The 18,747-nt window shown below is 38.5% G+C and carries 20 protein-coding genes and 1 pseudogene; 20 read left to right on the forward strand and 1 reads right to left on the reverse strand.

Annotated elements, in window-relative coordinates:
* Positions 1 to 141: 141 nt before the first annotated feature.
* The 7 genes from LU635_RS02610 to LU635_RS02640 all read left to right on the forward strand — a co-directional run bounded on the left by LU635_RS02610 (position 142) and on the right by LU635_RS02640 (position 6,142).
* Positions 142 to 498, forward strand: a complete 357-nt coding sequence (locus LU635_RS02610) for a hypothetical protein (protein WP_240095898.1) — start codon at positions 142 to 144, stop codon at positions 496 to 498.
* 141 nt (positions 499 to 639) lie between these two features.
* Complete coding sequence (locus tag LU635_RS02615; RefSeq protein WP_240095900.1) at positions 640 to 1,251, forward strand: hypothetical protein; 612 nt, start codon at positions 640 to 642, stop codon at positions 1,249 to 1,251.
* 86 nt (positions 1,252 to 1,337) lie between these two features.
* The gene (locus tag LU635_RS02620) at positions 1,338 to 1,814 is read left to right on the forward strand and encodes a DinB family protein (protein ID WP_240095902.1); all 477 of its coding nucleotides are present in this window, start codon (positions 1,338 to 1,340) and stop codon (positions 1,812 to 1,814) included.
* Between the two features lie 149 nt (positions 1,815 to 1,963).
* Positions 1,964 to 3,967, forward strand: coding sequence for a serine hydrolase (locus tag LU635_RS02625; protein ID WP_240095904.1), 2,004 nt, complete (start codon positions 1,964 to 1,966; stop codon positions 3,965 to 3,967).
* 233 nt (positions 3,968 to 4,200) lie between these two features.
* A complete protein-coding gene (locus LU635_RS02630) occupies positions 4,201 to 4,578 on the forward strand; it encodes a DUF2255 family protein (RefSeq protein WP_240095906.1) in 378 nt (125 codons plus the stop codon).
* Positions 4,579 to 4,860: 282 nt separating this feature from the next.
* Positions 4,861 to 5,415 (forward strand): hypothetical protein, encoded by a 555-nt coding sequence (locus tag LU635_RS02635; protein WP_240095908.1) that lies wholly within the window; start codon positions 4,861 to 4,863, stop codon positions 5,413 to 5,415.
* 97 nt (positions 5,416 to 5,512) lie between these two features.
* The gene (locus tag LU635_RS02640; RefSeq protein WP_240095910.1) at positions 5,513 to 6,142 is read left to right on the forward strand and encodes a pYEATS domain-containing protein; all 630 of its coding nucleotides are present in this window, start codon (positions 5,513 to 5,515) and stop codon (positions 6,140 to 6,142) included.
* A 165-nt stretch (positions 6,143 to 6,307) separates the two neighbouring features.
* On the opposite strand, the gene LU635_RS02645 is transcribed toward LU635_RS02640, so the two are convergent.
* Positions 6,308 to 8,677 carry a T9SS type A sorting domain-containing protein gene (locus LU635_RS02645; protein ID WP_240095912.1) on the reverse strand — a complete coding sequence of 790 codons (2,370 nt, stop codon included), beginning with the start codon at positions 8,675 to 8,677 and terminating at the stop codon, positions 6,308 to 6,310.
* Positions 8,678 to 8,940: 263 nt separating this feature from the next.
* Here LU635_RS02645 and LU635_RS02650 point away from each other — a divergent pair, with 263 nt between their 5' ends.
* The 13 genes and pseudogenes from LU635_RS02650 (at position 8,941) to LU635_RS02710 (ending at position 18,710) form a co-directional block, all read left to right on the forward strand.
* The gene (locus LU635_RS02650; RefSeq protein ID WP_240095913.1) at positions 8,941 to 9,681 is read left to right on the forward strand and encodes a hypothetical protein; all 741 of its coding nucleotides are present in this window, start codon (positions 8,941 to 8,943) and stop codon (positions 9,679 to 9,681) included.
* A gap of 233 nt (positions 9,682 to 9,914) precedes the next feature.
* Positions 9,915 to 10,622, forward strand: a complete 708-nt coding sequence (locus LU635_RS02655; RefSeq protein WP_240095915.1) for a CPBP family intramembrane glutamic endopeptidase — start codon at positions 9,915 to 9,917, stop codon at positions 10,620 to 10,622.
* A 131-nt stretch (positions 10,623 to 10,753) separates the two neighbouring features.
* Complete coding sequence (locus LU635_RS02660) at positions 10,754 to 10,963, forward strand: YgaP family membrane protein (RefSeq protein WP_240095917.1); 210 nt, start codon at positions 10,754 to 10,756, stop codon at positions 10,961 to 10,963.
* 73 nt (positions 10,964 to 11,036) lie between these two features.
* Positions 11,037 to 11,801: a serine protease gene (locus LU635_RS02665; protein ID WP_240095919.1), complete on the forward strand. Its 765-nt coding sequence runs from the start codon at positions 11,037 to 11,039 to the stop codon at positions 11,799 to 11,801.
* Between the two features lie 138 nt (positions 11,802 to 11,939).
* Positions 11,940 to 12,239 (forward strand): annotated as a pseudogene (locus tag LU635_RS02670) (amidohydrolase family protein); the annotation flags it as partial.
* A gap of 97 nt (positions 12,240 to 12,336) precedes the next feature.
* Positions 12,337 to 12,543 (forward strand): DUF1178 family protein, encoded by a 207-nt coding sequence (locus tag LU635_RS02675; protein ID WP_240095923.1) that lies wholly within the window; start codon positions 12,337 to 12,339, stop codon positions 12,541 to 12,543.
* A 173-nt stretch (positions 12,544 to 12,716) separates the two neighbouring features.
* Entirely contained in the window at positions 12,717 to 13,139 is a 423-nt protein-coding gene (locus tag LU635_RS02680) for a cytochrome c oxidase assembly factor Coa1 family protein (RefSeq protein WP_240095925.1), read from the forward strand.
* A gap of 213 nt (positions 13,140 to 13,352) precedes the next feature.
* Entirely contained in the window at positions 13,353 to 13,928 is a 576-nt protein-coding gene (locus LU635_RS02685) for a hypothetical protein (protein WP_240095927.1), read from the forward strand.
* The gene (locus tag LU635_RS02690) at positions 13,918 to 14,862 is read left to right on the forward strand and encodes an alpha/beta hydrolase (RefSeq protein WP_240095929.1); all 945 of its coding nucleotides are present in this window, start codon (positions 13,918 to 13,920) and stop codon (positions 14,860 to 14,862) included. Before LU635_RS02685 ends, LU635_RS02690 begins: the two co-directional genes overlap by 11 nt.
* A gap of 83 nt (positions 14,863 to 14,945) precedes the next feature.
* Positions 14,946 to 16,388 carry an MltF family protein gene (locus tag LU635_RS02695; protein WP_240095931.1) on the forward strand — a complete coding sequence of 481 codons (1,443 nt, stop codon included), beginning with the start codon at positions 14,946 to 14,948 and terminating at the stop codon, positions 16,386 to 16,388.
* 180 nt (positions 16,389 to 16,568) lie between these two features.
* A complete protein-coding gene (locus LU635_RS02700) occupies positions 16,569 to 17,126 on the forward strand; it encodes a dihydrofolate reductase family protein (RefSeq protein WP_240095933.1) in 558 nt (185 codons plus the stop codon).
* A gap of 174 nt (positions 17,127 to 17,300) precedes the next feature.
* The gene (locus LU635_RS02705) at positions 17,301 to 18,035 is read left to right on the forward strand and encodes a hypothetical protein (protein ID WP_240095935.1); all 735 of its coding nucleotides are present in this window, start codon (positions 17,301 to 17,303) and stop codon (positions 18,033 to 18,035) included.
* Positions 18,036 to 18,215: 180 nt separating this feature from the next.
* Positions 18,216 to 18,710: a GNAT family N-acetyltransferase gene (locus LU635_RS02710; protein WP_240095937.1), complete on the forward strand. Its 495-nt coding sequence runs from the start codon at positions 18,216 to 18,218 to the stop codon at positions 18,708 to 18,710.
* The last annotated feature ends 37 nt before the right edge of the window (positions 18,711 to 18,747 follow it).

An 18,747-nucleotide genomic window follows, 5' to 3' on the forward strand; every position in this document is an offset into this window, starting at 1 on the left:
ACCTTTCAAAGAAAATAATTAACTTCACCAAAAAACCAGGTCTAAGCCGACAAGTTCGTATCCCTACTCCCGCTACTTGTGTTAACCGAGACCGTTGGCAAATATTTAAAATGATCCAATTAACGTTTTGAACTTAAAAAATTGAATAAAGTTTTAAAAGTATTATTGATGTGGCTGCCTTCAGTTATAATTAGCCTGTTCTTTATTCCAAACGCACTGGATAAGATCCTTAACTCTGATCAAATGGATAAAATCGTGACCAATAGTACCATCATGATCAGTACAGGAATTTTCCTTTTGATAGCAACAGGATTGTTCCTGTATAATAAAACTATACTCATCGGGACCACGCTCCTGGCTCTCTATATGACTTTTATAGTCTTCATTCATATGTACAAGGGAAAACCATATGAGGTTGCAATTTTAATTGTGATGGCCACAATATTTGCCTCTTATATTAGAAAACCCCAATTGTTCTATCAAAAACAGGAATTGTAGATTGATGATCAATAAGTTTGATTTGGCAATAGTAAACTAAAACAGGCGATACCGTTAGAAAGAAAAAATTGACCTGGCCAGCAAGCCATTTCTAAGGCATTAACTCGCAATAATCGAAACGCTTGGCTGTAATTTAAAAATATGGATATAGAAAAAATCTTTCAAGACCTGAAGTTTGACTTACAATCGATAAACAGAAGAGCAAATGAAAGATTGCTAAAAGAAGAACAGATTAGGTCTAGTATTTATTGTTCTCTACGAAACCAGGGGTATATAGTTGCGGCAGAAAGGAATTATGATAAGAATTCAGAGGTTGAATGCGATTTGGTCTTTTGGGGAAATTCGAAATCAGAATCCTGGATGGAGATAAAAACTGCCAGGTATTCAAAAGCAATAAATGATGTTAGAAAATTAGATAAATTCGGGAAGGATAGTTGGAATAACGGAGAAAAAGGTCAATTCAGAAGCTGGAAAAAGGATATTGAAAAATTTGATCTATTAAAAAATAAGGATGTTGGGAAATACTTTGTTCTTGTAGAACAATGCTTTGATGAATCACTATTTGATAAATTGTATTCACAGGATAGATATGAGATGAAACAGCTTTTCGGGAAATTTGAATACAAAAAAATTGAATTTGAATTAAAATGGAATAAAGCCCCGGTCAATAAATGTATCGTAAGAATATTTGACCTAAAGAACTACAGCCAAGAACGAATACCTCAAATGGCGGGTTTTACAGAAAAGAATTAAATTAGTTTCCATAACAAACAAAACCGTAACCCAACCTGCGATAAGGGAGATCACTGGTGCATTAAAAACAAAAAGAAAGGCCTGGAATGTCAAGAAATAAAGAGCTCGCAAACAGGCTGGCCGAAGTCCTGTTGAACGGAGGCTGGATAGCAAACACGAATTACAAATCGCAGATAGAAGCTGTGACCTGGAAACAGGCGACTCAGAAAATCGGCACCCTGAACAGCATTGCTGCCCTCACCTTTCACGTGAATTATTATTTAGCGGGAATTATAAATGTTTTTAAAGGCGGCGGGCTTGAGATACGTGATAAATATAGTTTCGACATGCCCCCGATCGAATCTCAATCTGATTGGGAAAGGCTCAGGAGTGAATTTATCATTAATTCGGAAATTCTTGTTCAGGAAATTTCTGAGCTGGCCGATAGCAAACCGGATGAGCCATTTGCTGACGAAAAATACGGAACCTATTTAAGGAATATTGAAGGAGTTATCGAACACAGCTATTATCATCTTGGACAAATTTCGCTGTTAAAAAAGATGATTACAGAAACCGATAAATAATTACTGCCACCAATAAAGATTACCAGAAAATAGGCGATAGCCATAGAAATAAAATAATTATCTTAACCAATGAACCGGGTATAAGCCGTAAGCCCTGCTTCGAGAGCTTTCTATAAGCGAAACCGGTGTGTGCAATTAAAAATAATATTATGGATCATAAGCTTATAAGATTAATAGTACTGCTGATACTATTTCAGGTAAGTGTCATCCAGGCCCAGGTTAAAAAAGCTGAACTGGTTAAGGGTGAATTTATTGAATCGGGAATCAATTCAGAAGAAAAACATCACTACAGCATCGATCTTAAGAAAGATCAGTTTGCATTTTTTAAATTGATGCAAAATGGAATAGATCTAAAGGTCACAACCTATAGCCCGCTGGGGGAGAAACTGGAGGAATTTGACAGCCCCAACTACAGGAACGGTTATGAAATGTTTAGCATATCTTCTAACCAGGAAGGCAGGTTCCTTATAGAAGTTGAATCGATCGGTGAAAAAGATCATGCCGGCCAGTACACATTGTTTGTACAGAGTATAAAACCTAAGGCAGTTACCCAGGAAGACCAGGTTGATGAACTTTTTACTGCCTGGGACACTAATGATACTCCGGGAGCGGCGGTGGCGATCGTTAAGGATGGGTCTGTCCTGTATAAAAAGGGCTATGGCATTGCTAATCTGGAATACGACATCCCTATAACTCCTTCTACCGTATTTCATATCGCTTCCGTCTCAAAACAGTTTACTGTTTTCTCAGTTCTGTTGCTGGAAAAACAGGGAAAATTGAGTCTGGATGATGATATAAGGAAATATATTCCCGAAGTGCCCGACTTTGGAAAGACCATCACTTTAAGGCATTTGGCTTCTCACACCAGCGGGTTAAGAGATCAATGGAATTTATTGACGATGGCCGGCTGGCGAATGGACGATGTTATTACCAAAGAACATATTCTGAAACTCGTGAGCAGGCAAAAGGAATTAAACTTTGATCCCGGTGATGAATTCGCATATTGCAATACAGGGTTTACGCTTCTGGCCGAAGTGGTTTCAAGGGTCTCTGATATGTCTTTTGCTGAATTTACCAAAGCGAACATTTTTGAACCCTTAGGAATGAAGAATAGCCTTTTTTACGATGATCATGAGAAAATTGTAAAGAACCGGGCCTATTCCTATAAATCTGATTCAGATCAATATAAAAAGAGCGTGTTGAATTACGCGAATGTGGGAGCCACCAGTCTTTTTACCACCGTGGAAGATCTAAGACTGTGGGCCATGAATTTTACAGACATTAAGGTGGGAGATGCATCTATTATTACTAAAATGAATACGCCTGCCGTACTGAACAACGGCGAAAGCTTTGGAGGAGCTCTTGGTCAGTTCGTTGGTGATTATAAAGGATTGAAGGAAATACAACATGGAGGCGCAGACGCCGGTTACAGATCTTATTTAACCCGCTTTCCTGAAGAGAGCTTTGCGGTGGCTGTACTCAGTAATTCCAACGGATTCAATACCAGTAGAATAGCGCATAAAGTGACAGACATTTATCTGAAAGGTAAAATTAAGATCGAGGAGACACCTGAAGAAGTTAAAGAAGAAAACGAACCGGAGGTCGTGGCCATTGATCAAAGCATATTAGAGAAATATACTGGCGATTTTGAATTAGAACCAGGCTTTATTCTTACAATAAGCTCTGAGGATTCTCAATTAATGGTCCAGGCAACAGGACAACCAAAGGCTTTACTGCAACCGGTTTCCATGGCAGAATTTACGGTAGAAGGCGTTGAAGCTAAAATTGAGTTCATCCCTAATGAAGAAAATAATATAGATCTTCTAAAACTCCATCAGGGAGGGCAGATCATGGAAGCTCCAAGAGTGAAAAAATTCGACAAGGCTTCTGTGGATCTTTCTGACTTTGCAGGGGAATTTTACAGCGAAGAACTGGCCACCACATACTTCTTCAGGCTTGGTAATGATGGTCTGGTTGCCAGACATAACAGGTTAAGCGACTTTAAACTGATTCCTGTAAAGAAGGATATGTTTAAAAGTGACGTCTGGTTTTTTGGGCAGGTTGAATTTATCAGGGACGAGAATGATGTCATTAAAGGATGTAAGGTATCCAATGGGCGGGTGCGAAACCTGTTTTTTGAAAAGCGAGAGTAATTGGTAGGCCCGCATCCGTACTCCGACAGTTCCCTGTAAAACTAAACTTCAATACTCTAAAAAAACCTTGAAATTTTGCCCGGTGAGAACAGGAGGTGATAAAGTATGATTTAAACAGGTGCCAGCCTTAGAAAGAAAATAATTAACTTCACCACCAAACCGTGACCAGGACGTAATCCCTGCTTTGACAGCTTTCGATAGTCCGGACCGGGAGTAATAATTTCATAAATCATATGTTTCCAGAAGAGCTCTATACCTATTTAGCGAATAATACATTAGTTGAAATAAAAGGAGGTACCACCAGACTGACCTTTTTAAAGATCTGGATGGTAGAAATAGATAAACGAATTTTCGCCAGAAGCTGGAACAAAAGCGAAAGAAGCTGGTTTACGGAATTCCAGAAAACAGGAATCGGGGAATTGAAATTCGGTGAAAATATAATCAGAGTAAAAGCTGAGAAAATTGATCCGGGTAACCCGATTAATCAAAAAATTAGTGAAGCATACCTCGGGAAATATAACCAGCCCGGGAATTTAAAATATGCAGAAGGCATTTCGCAGCCTGAATATTTCGATTATACAATGGAATTTTCACCTCAGGATTCTGTTTAGAATTGCTCATACAGGCGGTAGCCTGGAAAGAGAATAAGTATCCACACAACATAGTTAAGCCTAAGCATCCACCTGTGAAATATCATGATAAACCTATGTATCGATCGTAATAACTTTTAAATCAAATAGTTATATATTCTTAAAGTAAAAATGCTTAACTTAAGCATTTCTAAGTTTTCCGCAGAAATTCCCTGCAGCTGCCGGAATCTTTCCCCACACGTCCAGCTTTTGATATGACAGCCCATGGGGCATTGTATTTAATGAATATTTCAGTTAAATATTATGGGAAAATGGACATTGATACTATCTTTTTTTCTTTTCAATATTCCGGTAATTCAAAGCCAGATCATTGATAAATATTCAATTTCCGGAAAAGGGACCATGGACATTTTTACTGATTCCTTTTTTGAAGGAATCGATCTAAATATCTTTTCCAGATCTTATATATATACCATCGGGTACTACGATGGAGAAGAGTATTTTAATGATTTTCTTTTCCCTGATTCCCCGGAAGAAAAGTTTTATCAATTCAACTTATTATTTGGAAAATATATTGACTTGCAACGCCAGAATTTCAGAATTCGATACCAGGCTGGAATAGGACGGTTTTGGGGAACTTTAAGAACTGATGAGTTAGATCCGGAGTTCGGTGATTTTAATGTTAGCCACTATCTTTCAGAAGAATTTTCAACGATTGGTTTTCCAGTTAAAATTGGGGGAAGATATATTCCTTTTAACTTTCTAAGTATTGGAGTAGATATACAGGCTAATCTGAACGCTGAAAGAGTTATAATCAGACCCATGTTGTGTCTGGACATTGGAAAATTAAAGGATTGAAGAAAAGCACTAAGCACAACAACGCATAACCCAAACAGGCGGTACAGTTAGAAATAAATTAATTAACCTGGCCAACCCAGGTCTTAATATAGATGAAATGAAAAGGAACAATATATCTCTCTGGTATTTTATTGCATCAGGCCTATTGCTAATTCTCCTATTCATTATACAATTAAAGTATCCTGAAATATTAGAATTGGAAACAAAATGGCTGATAATAGCCTTGGTACCACTTTTAGTTGGAATAATCTTAAAGGGATTAGTAAGGAAAGTAAAGGGATTTGGAATTGAGTTAGAAATTTCTCCTTCTAGTAAACCTATTGGAGATAATGAAAAAGAAGAGAAACTTGAAGATGTTTATAGGGATTTAAAAAAGTTGCCAGCTGACTATTATTATATTAATCATACTTCATTTTTGAGACAACAAAAACAAGATGAATTTAAGAAAAGAACAAAATTAAATCGACCTCATTACGATATCCGTGTGATAATTGACTCCTACTATAATTGTGCTTTAAGTCGGATTAAATATGTAAAATACTATTTGCATAAGAATTACCCTGAACCAATTCAGTTAAGATCTAATTCGAAAAATAAATTTTGCCTTAAGGAAATTGCATGGGGGGAGTATGTTATTGTGGCAAAAGTGTACATGAAAGATATTTCGAAGCCTATAATTCTCGAAAGGTATATTACCTTATGGGATAGCGGACCACGGCTAGATTGATAGTTAAATTTATTTTATTTAGTCCTTATTGAAAGTAGTAAAAGAAAATAATTAACCTAATCAACAAAGCAGGAGGAAAGCCAGGTATGTTTCCCTACTCCCGCAACCTGTGCTGGCTGTTACGGATAAAATATTTTATCCGGTCAGCTCACAAAATTCAAAGCTTTATCTTCTCAAAACCATTCTTTTAATTACGGTTTCATTATTTGAACTAATTCGAAAAATGTAAATTCCTGAAGGTAATTCAGCTCCATTATAGGTTATGGATTTAGGTCCGGGTTTTTGAATACCATTAAAAAGTACATCTATCTCTTTTCCCCTCATGTCATAAACAGCTATCTTGATCATTGTTCTGTCATTTAAATTGTAGTCAATAGTCGTATAGGAACTAAAGGGGTTGGGATAGATCATTGCAGGCTTTTTTTGTGAATTATCTTCAAATAAATCTATGTCTGGTATCTCCCTGTTAATTTGATTGAGCCTATTGGTGAAAGATGGTTGTTCTATAACCACATCTTCAGATTTTAATGTAGAATTTCCTGAATTATCGGTGGCCTGATAGGTTACAGTATATATTCTTCTGGTATACTTTCCACTTCTTTCTGCTCGTAATTTAAAGAACAGATCTTCAGTACCATATTCGGCTCCCAGAATATCGGGAGTTGTGTTACCACTCCCGATCTCAGAAGCATTATCTGAAGAAACTATACTATACAAAGTGATGCTTTCTACATACCCGCATAGATCTTCTGCTTCCACGGTCGCACTTATATCGATCATCTTATGATTTGGGGGCCATAAATAATCCGGGGTTAAAGTGACCAGCAACTCAGGACCTGTTGTATCCAAAACTTCAACAACAACCCAGTCCCTGTCTATATGACCAACCAAATCTGTTATGATTAACTCAATACAATTCTCGCCAAATGGTAATAGAACTTCTGTTTCTTCTCCATAAACTGTCCCGAAATCACCCGTCCAGGCATATCTAAGTGAATCCCCATCCGGATCTGTAGACTGAGATCCGTCCAGTGTTACTAAAGCTCCATCCTGGCCTGTACAATCCACTACCTGGTCTTCTCCCGCGACCGCCGTAGGTGGTTTATTTATTTCTTCATATAAACTGATCAATCCTTGTGAAACTTTACAAAGATCAGGGTTATAAGGACGATCTGGCCAGACCTGATTAACAGGCAGGCTTTCCAGGGCCATTAGTTTCTGTTTTCTTAAGGTGCCATTTCCGTTTGACCATCCGCTCAAAATAGATCCCGTTCTGGCTGGCCAGGAAAGACCTGTACATCCATTTCCACATTCAGGGCTCGTTTTTAATCGAACACCTAAGGGAACGGTTAAATCTGGACCACGGTAACCCACAATTTCACCATGCCCATCAAAATTCCAACCGACGCCTTCTCCAGCCGGACAACATGCAGTGTTTGAGATGGAAGGAGCAATTGGCCAGCCTCCGGGATCTTTATTACGAGAAATCCCGGTAAATGCATCCAGCATAACAACTGCTTCCTGTGATGAAATTCCTCCTGTTGGTCTACTGTGCCCAAAACGGTAGGAAGATTCAAAATCAAATGGAAATAAGGCTTCCTGTTGATAGCGGTGATGTAGATTAATGATATTTCTTTCAAATCTTATGGCAGGCGCGTCCCAGTCAAAATAAACAGATAAGGCACATAAAGGATCGTTTGATCCAATTACCGGAGGTCTTATCAACCATTCACCTGCAGGGGTACAATTTGGTCTTAATATTGTGCCTGTATTTTGAGTCTTTCTGTATCCTCTAAATCCATCACGGCTAACCCGCCATCGGGTCCAGTTAAAATCCGGGTTTGTACCTAAGCTTGATTCACCAGAAAAAGGGATGTTGCGGTTACCTACGGGGTCAATGGGTGCCAGAATATCAATGAGCTCATTGGTTTCCGATCCCAAATGTACAACCGCTCCTCCTCCCATACTGTGGCCTGCCACTATAATTATAGCATTGGGATTATGTTCTCTAATCTCCTTAAGAAAAATCTTTGCATCTTCGAGGAATTGATAATCCTCTCCAGGCAAGGCTTTTTTCGCCGCGGCCTTCAGAGTTGCAAATTTAAGACCATCCTTAACTAAATTACCAGGATGCGAATCGTTATGGTGTAAGGGCCTTTCCATATACGGAGCCAATAAATTATTCCACCATGCATAATGCACATAAGCTCCTTTATCCATAAGAAATCTGGCAAAGTTATATAACATCATCTCGTCCAAATACTTATTTGAGGCATAACCACTTACAATTAACGCATAAATGGGACGGCCATTAGGAATATATATCGTTTCATCTCTGGGAGTGACGTCATTCCAGATTGGTGGAACTGGAAATCCTACCTCAGTTATACCGGTGTTTTTTACTGGAAGATGGACCGCAAAGGTATTAGCTGGCGGATCATTACTGCAGTTTTCCTGTCCTAAGAGATAGGAAAATTGAAAAAGAATTAATAATAAAATTATGGAATGCCCAGGTTTGAATACTGTTTTCATCATAATAGTGATTTAACAAATACCATTATGAAGCAGGACAACAAGTATCTATAATTTCTTAAAGCTATAAAATACTTTTTACATACAGCAAGGTTTTCTTTTATAAAATACTGAAAATCAAATTATTAAATACTTTAATTAGTTTTAAATCGATAAATTTATAGTTTCAAATATTTGTGAATTTAAATTTTATCAGGGCATAAGACCTAATCCGGCAACTTGTTTAAGCAGGACCGCTGTGTGATATGATAAAAGGATTTATAGCGATGAAATCGATAAGAAATTTTCGAAAAGAATGGGTTATAACAACATCCCTGGGATATCTGCTGGGATTTTTATGTTTTATCCTAATTGGATCAATCGCTTCATTAATTGCTCCCGAGGCGATCGCAGATATCAGTCCTGCTAATAGGCCTCAACAGCTTGACCCTGCCAATCTTCCTGACTGGCTGGATCGCTCCACCTACGAGGCTTTGTATCTACATAATCTCTGGCAACATCTAATAATGTATCCTGTTTTTGGAGCATTACTGGGAAGTTTGCAGTCTATGGTACTGAAAAAATATATTCTGAAAGTATGGCCCTGGATTTTGGCGTCCATCTTCGGATTCCTGATAATTATATCTGGTGAGCTTATTCAAAGGCATCTTGTTATAGGTCCGCATGCGGGACCGGTTGAACCAATATTCATCGTTTTAGGCGGAGGGGGTATTACGGGTATTATACAATGGTACTGGTTGCGAACACAAAATATTACGGCTGCTAAATGGCTGATATTATGGATCTCCGGAATAATACTGGGAATTATTGCAGCAATAGCTTTTTTAATGGGACTTGGTGCGTTGATTGGAGATGCTATAGCTTTTCTCGAAGAGAATGCGCCAAAAGTTGCTTTCGGTATTGAACTCGGACTTTTTGGAGCAATTACCGGTGCGGTGGCAGGATGGATAAGTGCAAAACCTCTCTATCAGCAACTGAACAAAAATAACACTGGTAATATTAGTTGATCATTGGGAATAGTTCATAACACAAATTGCGGGTAGCATTAAAAAGTAATTAATTAACTTCACTATTAATTCAGGCCTTAAGCCGGGATCCTGTTAACTATCGGGTCTGCATTCCCTGGCCCGTTAACCTGGAGTAAGCGGATCCTGTGACATGCATTTTCCCAAACCAGGTAACACTGGAATTGTAACAATACCAATAAATGGCCGTCCAATTGAGGTACTAACCACTTAGAATGACTTTCCATACTCATAATTCCACTTCACAACCTGCCAGTTACAAAGGCTTTCTTATTGACCTTATCATCTACATTACAGTGATGTTTCTGATCAGGGAGGTTTATATACCAGAAGCAGGTTTTCTTGCGAATGGACTTTTTTGGTCATTAACAACTTTGATCGTAGCTAGCTGGAGGATGAAAGTTAGAGGTGTTTCCTGGAAAGACCTGGGATTGACCAAACCCGGAAATTTATGGAGAACATTAGGAATTTCTGCCATTATTGTGGTTTTGGTAATGATCTCTATCATAATCTTTGAGATAATAAAAGACCAGCTTCCAATTTCTTTAACTTCAGATTCATCCTCCGAAAGTGCAGTATCCAAATTCGGAAATCTTAAAGGAAACTGGATAGGGTTTTTTCTGGTTATCCCCTTGGTTTGGTTGGAATCCATGTTAGAAGAACTACTCGATAGAGGGTTTTTAATGAACTGGATTGAAAAATTGTTTTCTTCAACCAGGTTTGCTACAGCCATAGCGGTAATCCTGCAGGCCGGTATTTTTGGATTCAGGCATTCCTACGACTTGTCAGACAGGTCAATAACCGTAGGACTTATTGGTTTAATTATGGGATTAGCCTATGTAAGTTTTGGAAGAAATTTATGGCCTTTAATAATTGCGCATTGCTTATTAAATAGTATCTCAATGTTTGAAAGAGTAATGTAATGCAAAGTAAAAAGCGCACGCCGGGGACACACAGATCAAACAGGCGGTACAGTTAGAAATAAATTAATTAACTTCAACAATGAATCGGTCTAAACGGCTAATAATGCAATAGCTAATTAAAATTTTTTATCATGAGAAAAAATATGGGTTCAGCAGACAGGATTATCAGGATAATAATCGCTGCAATTGTGGGCGTCCTTTATTTCACGGGAACAATTTCAGGAACTTTAGGGATAATACTTTTAATACTGGCAGGAATATTTCTGTTAACCAGTTTCATTGGTTTTTGTCCGCTATATGCTCCATTTGGAATGAGCACATGCCCTAAGGAAATTAAATAAGGCGTAAGCTTACTGTTAGCCACAAGGCTGAAACAAATTTTAAGTTTAATCCAGGTATAATCAAATAGGAACCGTGAGAAAATTCAGATTGATTTTAGCAATTGTGATAGGTCTAACAGGCTGTAAGGAAAAACCTCCCTCTAAAAAAGAGGCCTGGATGGATCAGCCAGCATCAGAATGGCCTCACTTCTCATTGACCAATGAAATAAGTTTTGCTGATACAACTTATACGAATCTGGCTAATTCATTCCTGGTAAATACAGGTAAGGATACACTGGGTGTAAGCTGTAAGCACATCTTTATGGTCTTTCAGGATCAGTTAGGATTACAAAATATCGATCTGGGCAGTGGGTTTAATTATTGGAAACTCTATCCGAAGAATTATAAAGAAGAATTCATCTATATAAAAAGCTTAATTAATTCCGATTCAAAAGAAGAAATAGGAGATTTTAATACTTTAAAAGTCCGGGACTGGCTCATCTTTGAAATCGATGAACAAAATTCAAAACTATATCCACTTAAAATAAGATATACTCCAATAAGGAAAAACGAAATAGTCTATTCTGTTGGCTGGGGAATGAAACAGGAAGATAACAGTTATCCCGGATTACAAAAATTCAAGTCCATTGATAATTTAGGAGATTATTATTATGCTGCAAATTACAAGTCTGATGTTCTGCCATATGGCAGAAGCGGTTCTCCGGTAATTGATGAAAACGGATACCTGGTTGGAATAATTTCGGGCGCAGAAGGAAATCTGACTGTGATTGGAAGCGTACAATACCTGAAAAAACTTTTTGACCAATACAAAGTCAGATATACTGAGCCCGGCCGCTAACAAGGCCTGGCTCGAACAGGCGTTGCCTTTAGATAGAAAATAATTAACCTGGCCAACAAAGCAGGTCTTAAGCCAACAACCCGATAACTATCGGGATCGCCTCCCTGCCCCGCCAACCTTGCCGGTTCCGATACTTCGGGAGGTTATACATTACACCAGGAGTTGGAATTACTCGTAAAAGGTGGTTTGTCTCCCGTTGAGGCCCTGAGAACCGCTACAATTAATCCAGCCAGATATCTAAAGAGGGAGAACGAAATAGGTACAATAGAAAGTGGTAAAATTGCCGACTTAATTCTTTTGAATGCAAATCCACTTCAGGATATTAGCAATACTCAAAATATTGAAGCGGTTATGTTTCAGGGACACTTGCTAAACCGTTCTAAACTGGATAAAATGTTATTACAACTTAAGAAAGATGCTGAAAACTGGTCTGACTGATTTCTGTTTTGGAATTTACAGAAAAATTGATTTATTCAATATTGCAGCCAATAACCAGTAAGGAAAGAATTCAAACATGTAATTATAGATTTTCAAAATGAATGTAGTGTTAGAGTCCAAAATTACCTGTCCGCATTGCGGGCATAGTAAAATAGAAAAAATGCCTACGGAGGCATGTCAGTTTTTTTATACATGTGAGAAATGCGATAAAACCCTGAAGCCAAAACAAGGTGACTGTTGTGTGTTTTGCTCGTATGGAACAGTGCCATGTCCTCCAATCCAAAAAAACTCAGGTTGCTGCTAAAAGGGGAGTGCCACCTGGTTTTGTTTCAGGAAATAAATTTTCTGCAGGCCTCGTTGAAACAGTGTTTATGAAGTCAGGGAACGAATTGGCGGGAATGCACCTGAGGTAACTACCACACAGGAATAAGGATTCCGGAAGCAAACTGAATTAACCTTCAAAATAATGAAGATCATATGAGAAAAAGTCTAAAATGGTTAATACCTGTTATTGTTGTTTCAGGAATAGTGATCTATTTATTTTCATCATCCGGAATGGGAAAGGTGACCACCGACCTCGCCCAGGCATATGCAGATAAGGGGCTTTATAAAAATGCTATAGAAAAAGCGAACTCAAACCAGGAGGTGATTAGTGCGGTTGGCAGGATCAAACCAATAGATAAGCTGACAATACTGAATGGAGAGGTGATCTTTTCAAATAACAATAATACCGTGAATTCCACCATTAAAATTATTGGTGAAAAAGGCCCAGGCAAACTGGATATTACGGCTAAGCGTGAAAATGAAAACTGGCAGTATGAAAAAATAAACCTTCGGTTCAAAGATCCTTTGGAGAATAGAAAGATCATTGAAATAATTGAAGTGCCTTACAAAGAATGAGATAAAAATTCAGCATCTATCTATTCATCATCTTACCTTTTAATAGAACTGAATATGAGGATAGTATTCTTCAACTGAAAAATAAAAACTACTTAACACCATTGAGTTTATCTTCAAATAGCTGGTATTCAGGTAAAAAGTGATATTTTAGGTTCCGGTTAGTACATATTTAGCCTAACACGAACGCATCCCTTCACAAACAAACCCTATAGAATGCCAAAAAATCATGTCTTAGCCTTTCTTTTTATTGCGAGCGCTATATGCCTGCAGGCTCAAACCCAGGTTACCGAAGAATCCTGGATTGGGGATTTAAAAGGCGGTGCCAGGATCCAGAAAACCCAGAAACTCTATTGGGAAAATGGTTTTGCTTTAGATCTTACCAGTCCTAAGCTGGTAGATAATCGTGTACATCTTGGAGTGAGCTATGTTACTTCCAGGCTTGGAAGCGCTATGGGCACGAACGCCATTAAGCAGGACAATTTCCTGCTAAGTATGGGATACCATTTTCGTCCTCAAAAAGACCTGCAACCTTTTACCCGGTTAAACACGGGATATTTTCATGCTGATTATGAGTATGAGATCTTTGATGTCCTGCCCAATAATGCCTTCCTGTTATCTATAGATGCAGGATTGTCTTATGAATTCAAGGTTCCGTTTACGGTTAATTTAAGTGCCGGATATAATTTAAATACCGGCAACGGTTCTTCAGGACCGGGAACTCTGTATCCTGTTTTTTACCAGATGAGCCTTTACTATACCATATTAAAAAAGAGATCTAATGATAACTAGAAATATATTTTTCGGCTTGCAGGTAGTTTTTCTGTTTTTCCTTTCTGCCTGTTCCAAAAGCCCCGATATTGACGATGCCACAATGCTGGACGGAGACCAGATCTTTGATCCATCCCTTTATGATCCTGAAGCCTACCTGGTTTCCATGGCTATTGATGATCCCAGTGATGCTCAAAAGAACACACCTGTTGTGATCACGGTTCATGGTTATTCGGCATCCACTTTTGAATGGGATGAATTCAGAACTTATACAGATGCAAATGCAGATATTCTTGTTTCTCAAGTTCTTCTGGGTGGGCATGGTCGTACCTATGAAGACTTCAAAAATTCCTCATGGCACGACTGGCAGGAACCAATTATGGCTGAATATAATGCCTTACGTGAAAAGGGTTATACCAACATCAGCTTCGCCGGATCGTCCACGGCCTGTCCTTTGGTGCTGGACCTGATAAAGAAAGGTAAAATTGGCGCAAATGGGATGAAGAATATCTTTCTGATAGATCCTATCGTTATACCCTCAGATAAATTGCTGACTCTTGTTGGCCTGGTGGGACCCATGTTAGGATATCTGGAAACGGATAATTCCGAAGGTGAAGAAGGTCACTGGTATCATTTCAGGCCACAGGAAACCCTGCAGGAATTAATGGACCTTATAGATAAAGTGCGCAGGGACCTTCAAAAAGGATATGATCTGCCGGCAGGTACCAACATGAAGGTTTATAAATCCATTAAAGATTCCAGCGCAGATCCTGTGAGTGCTGTGCTTATTTACAAAGGACTTAAGAACAGCGATGGATCTGATATAGATATGGAAATGATGGATTCAGACCTGCATGTGGTGACCCGGTTGGATGGGCGTGAGAACATTACCCAGAAAGATCGTGATATCCAGAAAGGTGTTTTTGACGATATGCTTATGCGTATTGAGCAATAGAGAAGGGTCCTGAAATAAACCACTTTTAGGGCAAGTCCCATATTATTAGTATTTTACAGGGAATCTCACAGACTCTTCTATATATGCAATTGAAATTATCCTGGTTTATAGTACCCTTTTTAGTTTTATTTCTGTTTTTGTTCACTAATTGCGAGAAGTCCAAAAAGACGGTCACAATTGCTGAAGAACCTGCCCTGAAACGTGATCTGGAGGCCATCAAAAAAGATGGTAAACTTAAAGCACTTACTGTCTATAGCGCAACAAGCTATTTTCTTTATAGGGGCCAGCCCATGGGCTATGAGTATGAATTACTTAAAAGATTTGCCGAGCACCTGGACCTTGAACTGGAAATGGTGGTGGTTAAAGATCTTGATGAACTTATTACCAAACTCAACCAGGGGGAAGGTGATATTCTGGCTCACGGACTTGCCATTACCGGAAACCGGAAAGAATCTGTATCCTTTACGAACTATTTGTACCTGACCAAACAGGTGCTGGTTCAAAAAAAGCCGGACAACTGGCGCAGCATGCACTGGCATAAACTGGAAAATGCGTTGATCCAGGATGCTATAGAATTATTACAGGACACCGTGTCCATTCGTGAAGGTTCGTCATACAGTGAAAGAATTATAAATCTTAGTGATGAGCTGGGTGGTAAAATCCATATTGAAAAACTCCCGGGAGAAATGGCTACAGACGAGATCATTAAACAGGTTGCCCAGGGGAATATTAAATATACGGTTGCAGATAATAATATCGCCAGGATCATGGCATCCTATTATCCGATCCTGGATATTCAGGTTCCCGTAAGTTTTTCACAAAGAATTGGATGGGCAACGCGTAAGAATTCACCTGAGCTATTAAAAGCCACGAACCTATGGCTCGAAGACTTTAGAAAAGAGGTGGATTATAACGTGATCTACAATAAGTATTTTAAGAATAAAAAGAATTTTAGACGACGTGTAAAAAGCGACTTCTACAGTTTGAACAAAGAGGAGATTAGTCCGTACGATGAGCTTATTCAAAAGCATGCTGAAAAGATCGACTGGGACTGGCGCCTGGTAGCTTCCCTGATCTATCAGGAATCAAGATTTGACCCTAACAACAGCTCCTGGGCAAATGCCAAAGGGCTGATGCAACTGATGCCTAAAACTGCCGAAGAACTGGGTGTGCAGGATCGCAGTGATCCATCCCAGAGTATTAGTGGAGGTACTAAATACCTTAACCAGATCTGGAATAAATTTGAGAAAATTGAAGACTCCATACAGCGAACTAAATTTACGATGGCCTCCTATAATTGCGGATTGTACCATGTAAAGGATGCCCAGAACCTAGCCACCAAAAGAGGTCTGGATGCCACTGTCTGGGATGACAATGTTGAGGATATGATCCTGGCCCTGAGCCTTCCCAAGAACTATAATAATCCTGTAATCAAATATGGTTATGTGAGAGGTATAGAGCCTTATAATTATGTAAATCAGATCTTTGAGCGCTATGCCCATTACACCCAGTTTATTGAGGAATAGCCTGACAGAAAACAATTAAACTTACCTGCAGGCATATCCTGAACTAATTTTCCGGCCGGGCGAAATTGCTGACCTGTGAGGGGGAATTTTTATTTTGGGTGACCTTTATAATCCGGAATAAATGAATAATTTAAACTTCTGATAAAGAGATTTTAAGGTTTGTAAAGCTCAAATAACCCTATGAGAAAAGTAATTGCAGCTATAAATATGACTCTTGACGGGTTTTGTGACCATACCGCAATAGACCCTGATGAGGAAATACATAGGCATTACGCATCCCTGCTAAGTAATGCGGATATCATCCTGTATGGCAGGATAACATATCAGCTTATGGAATTCTGGCGGGGCCTGGTAGAAAATCCATCAGGGGATAAATCAATGGACGAATTTGCTGTTGAAATGAACAAAATCCCGAAAACTGTTTTTTCTCACAGCCTTCAACATGTGGACTGGAAAAGTGCAAAACTGGCAGATCAGGACCTGGAAGAAGAGGTTTTAGAACTCAGGAAACAATCAGGTAAAGACATTTTTGTTGGCAGCCGTAGCTTAATCATGCAATTAATGAAACTTAAATTAATAGATGAATTCCAGCTTTGTGTTCATCCGGTTATAGCGGGAAGCGGTTTACCATTATTTGAAAATATCCATGAGAGAACTATTCTTAAACTGATAAAAACAAAGACTTTTAGTGGAGGCGCAGTGATTCTATATTATCAACCAGCAAATGAAAAAGAATGAACCGCTAACATAGGTTAAAGAGAACAGGAAAAGAAAAAACTGCTGCAACAATTACACAGATAGAGGATATTATGGAAAAAAATGTAACTTGAACTCATAAGCCCGCCTGTTCCTAAATCTAAGACCTGGGTGAACTAAACCTTTCGCAACACGATTCTAAATGCTTAAACCATAATGAAAAGAAATCTCCTATTTATATTTTTATTCAGTTTGATCTCCTGTAATTCTGATGACACAACAGAAGTAGAGGTAACCCACCTCGAAGGGAACCTGGAAATTCGCTCAACCCAGGATTTAGAAGATCCTCAAGTTAAAGCATATCAATCAATCAATGGTAATTTAGTTATAAAAAACACCTTTGAGGTAGAGGACCTGAGGGCCTTGCAAAACCTGAAACAGGTTGATGGTATTTTAATTAAGGATAATAAGAATTTAAAATCCTTAAAGGGATTGGAAAATATTCAGGAAGTAAAGTCTATAGAAATCGAAAACAATCCGGAACTATCTTCCTTAACCGGACTTGAAAATCTAACCGAGGTTTCGGAAAACCTGATCATAAAAAATAACGATGCATTAACTGGTTTGAATAACCTGAATAAATTATCCAAAATAGGAGTTCAGCTTTTTATTTTTGATAACCTCTCATTGACAAGTTTAAACGGATTAGAAAATTTACAAGAAGTCCCTCAGCTATTGATCACTAATAATATCAACTTAACGAATATTAGTGCTATAGGAAGTGTAAGCCTGTCTTCTGATATACGAATTGATTCCAATGATTCATTATCAGATTTTTGTGCATTGACCACTTTGGTAAGCCAGAATAGTGAGTCTATTTATTTTATTGCCAGGCATAATAATTATAATCCCAGCATAGAGGATTTGAAAGACGGGAATTGTTCTAACTAAACAATGTGATAGCCAGGGATTACTGATTAATTAGCGGCAGATCCTTCAGGAATAATTAGCAGGCCGAGTTTTAGTCCCGTTACCTGAATAGTAATTCAGCATTCAGCCATTTGCTGAGCTCTGATATTGTTGAAATATTCCATATTTTGGCAATGTTCAATTAATTACCAAAAACTTTTTATGACTAAGATTGTACCTGCAATCACTAGAGATAATATAGAGATAGTAGCAGATCTGGCTCAAACTATCTGGACTGAACATTACACTCCGATAATTGGAGCAAAACAGGTGACTTATATGCTTGACAAATTCCAGTCGGTAAAGGCTGTTCAGGACCAGATCAAAAAAGGCATCAGGTATTACCTTATCCAGCATCAGGATGCATATGTCGGCTATTTATCCTTTAGCATACAAGAAGATCTTCTTTTCCTGAGCAAGTTCTATGTGCTGAAACAGGAAAGAGGTAAAGGAATTGGTAAAGCGGCACTGCTTTTTATTGAAGACCAGGCCAGGGAACTTGGATTAAAAAAAATAAAACTTACCGTAAACAAGCATAATTCCAAATCTATTACCGCCTATGAAAGAATGGGATTTACCAATGTAGATGCCATCGTCCAGGATATTGGTAATGGATATGTGATGGACGATTATGTCCTGGAAAAAGACATAACCTGACCTACTGCCTGGATAACTCCCTGCCGGATAGATAAAA

Origin of the sequence: Christiangramia crocea (genome assembly GCF_022410465.1) — a bacterium.
Lineage (GTDB): Bacteria > Bacteroidota > Bacteroidia > Flavobacteriales > Flavobacteriaceae > Christiangramia > Christiangramia crocea.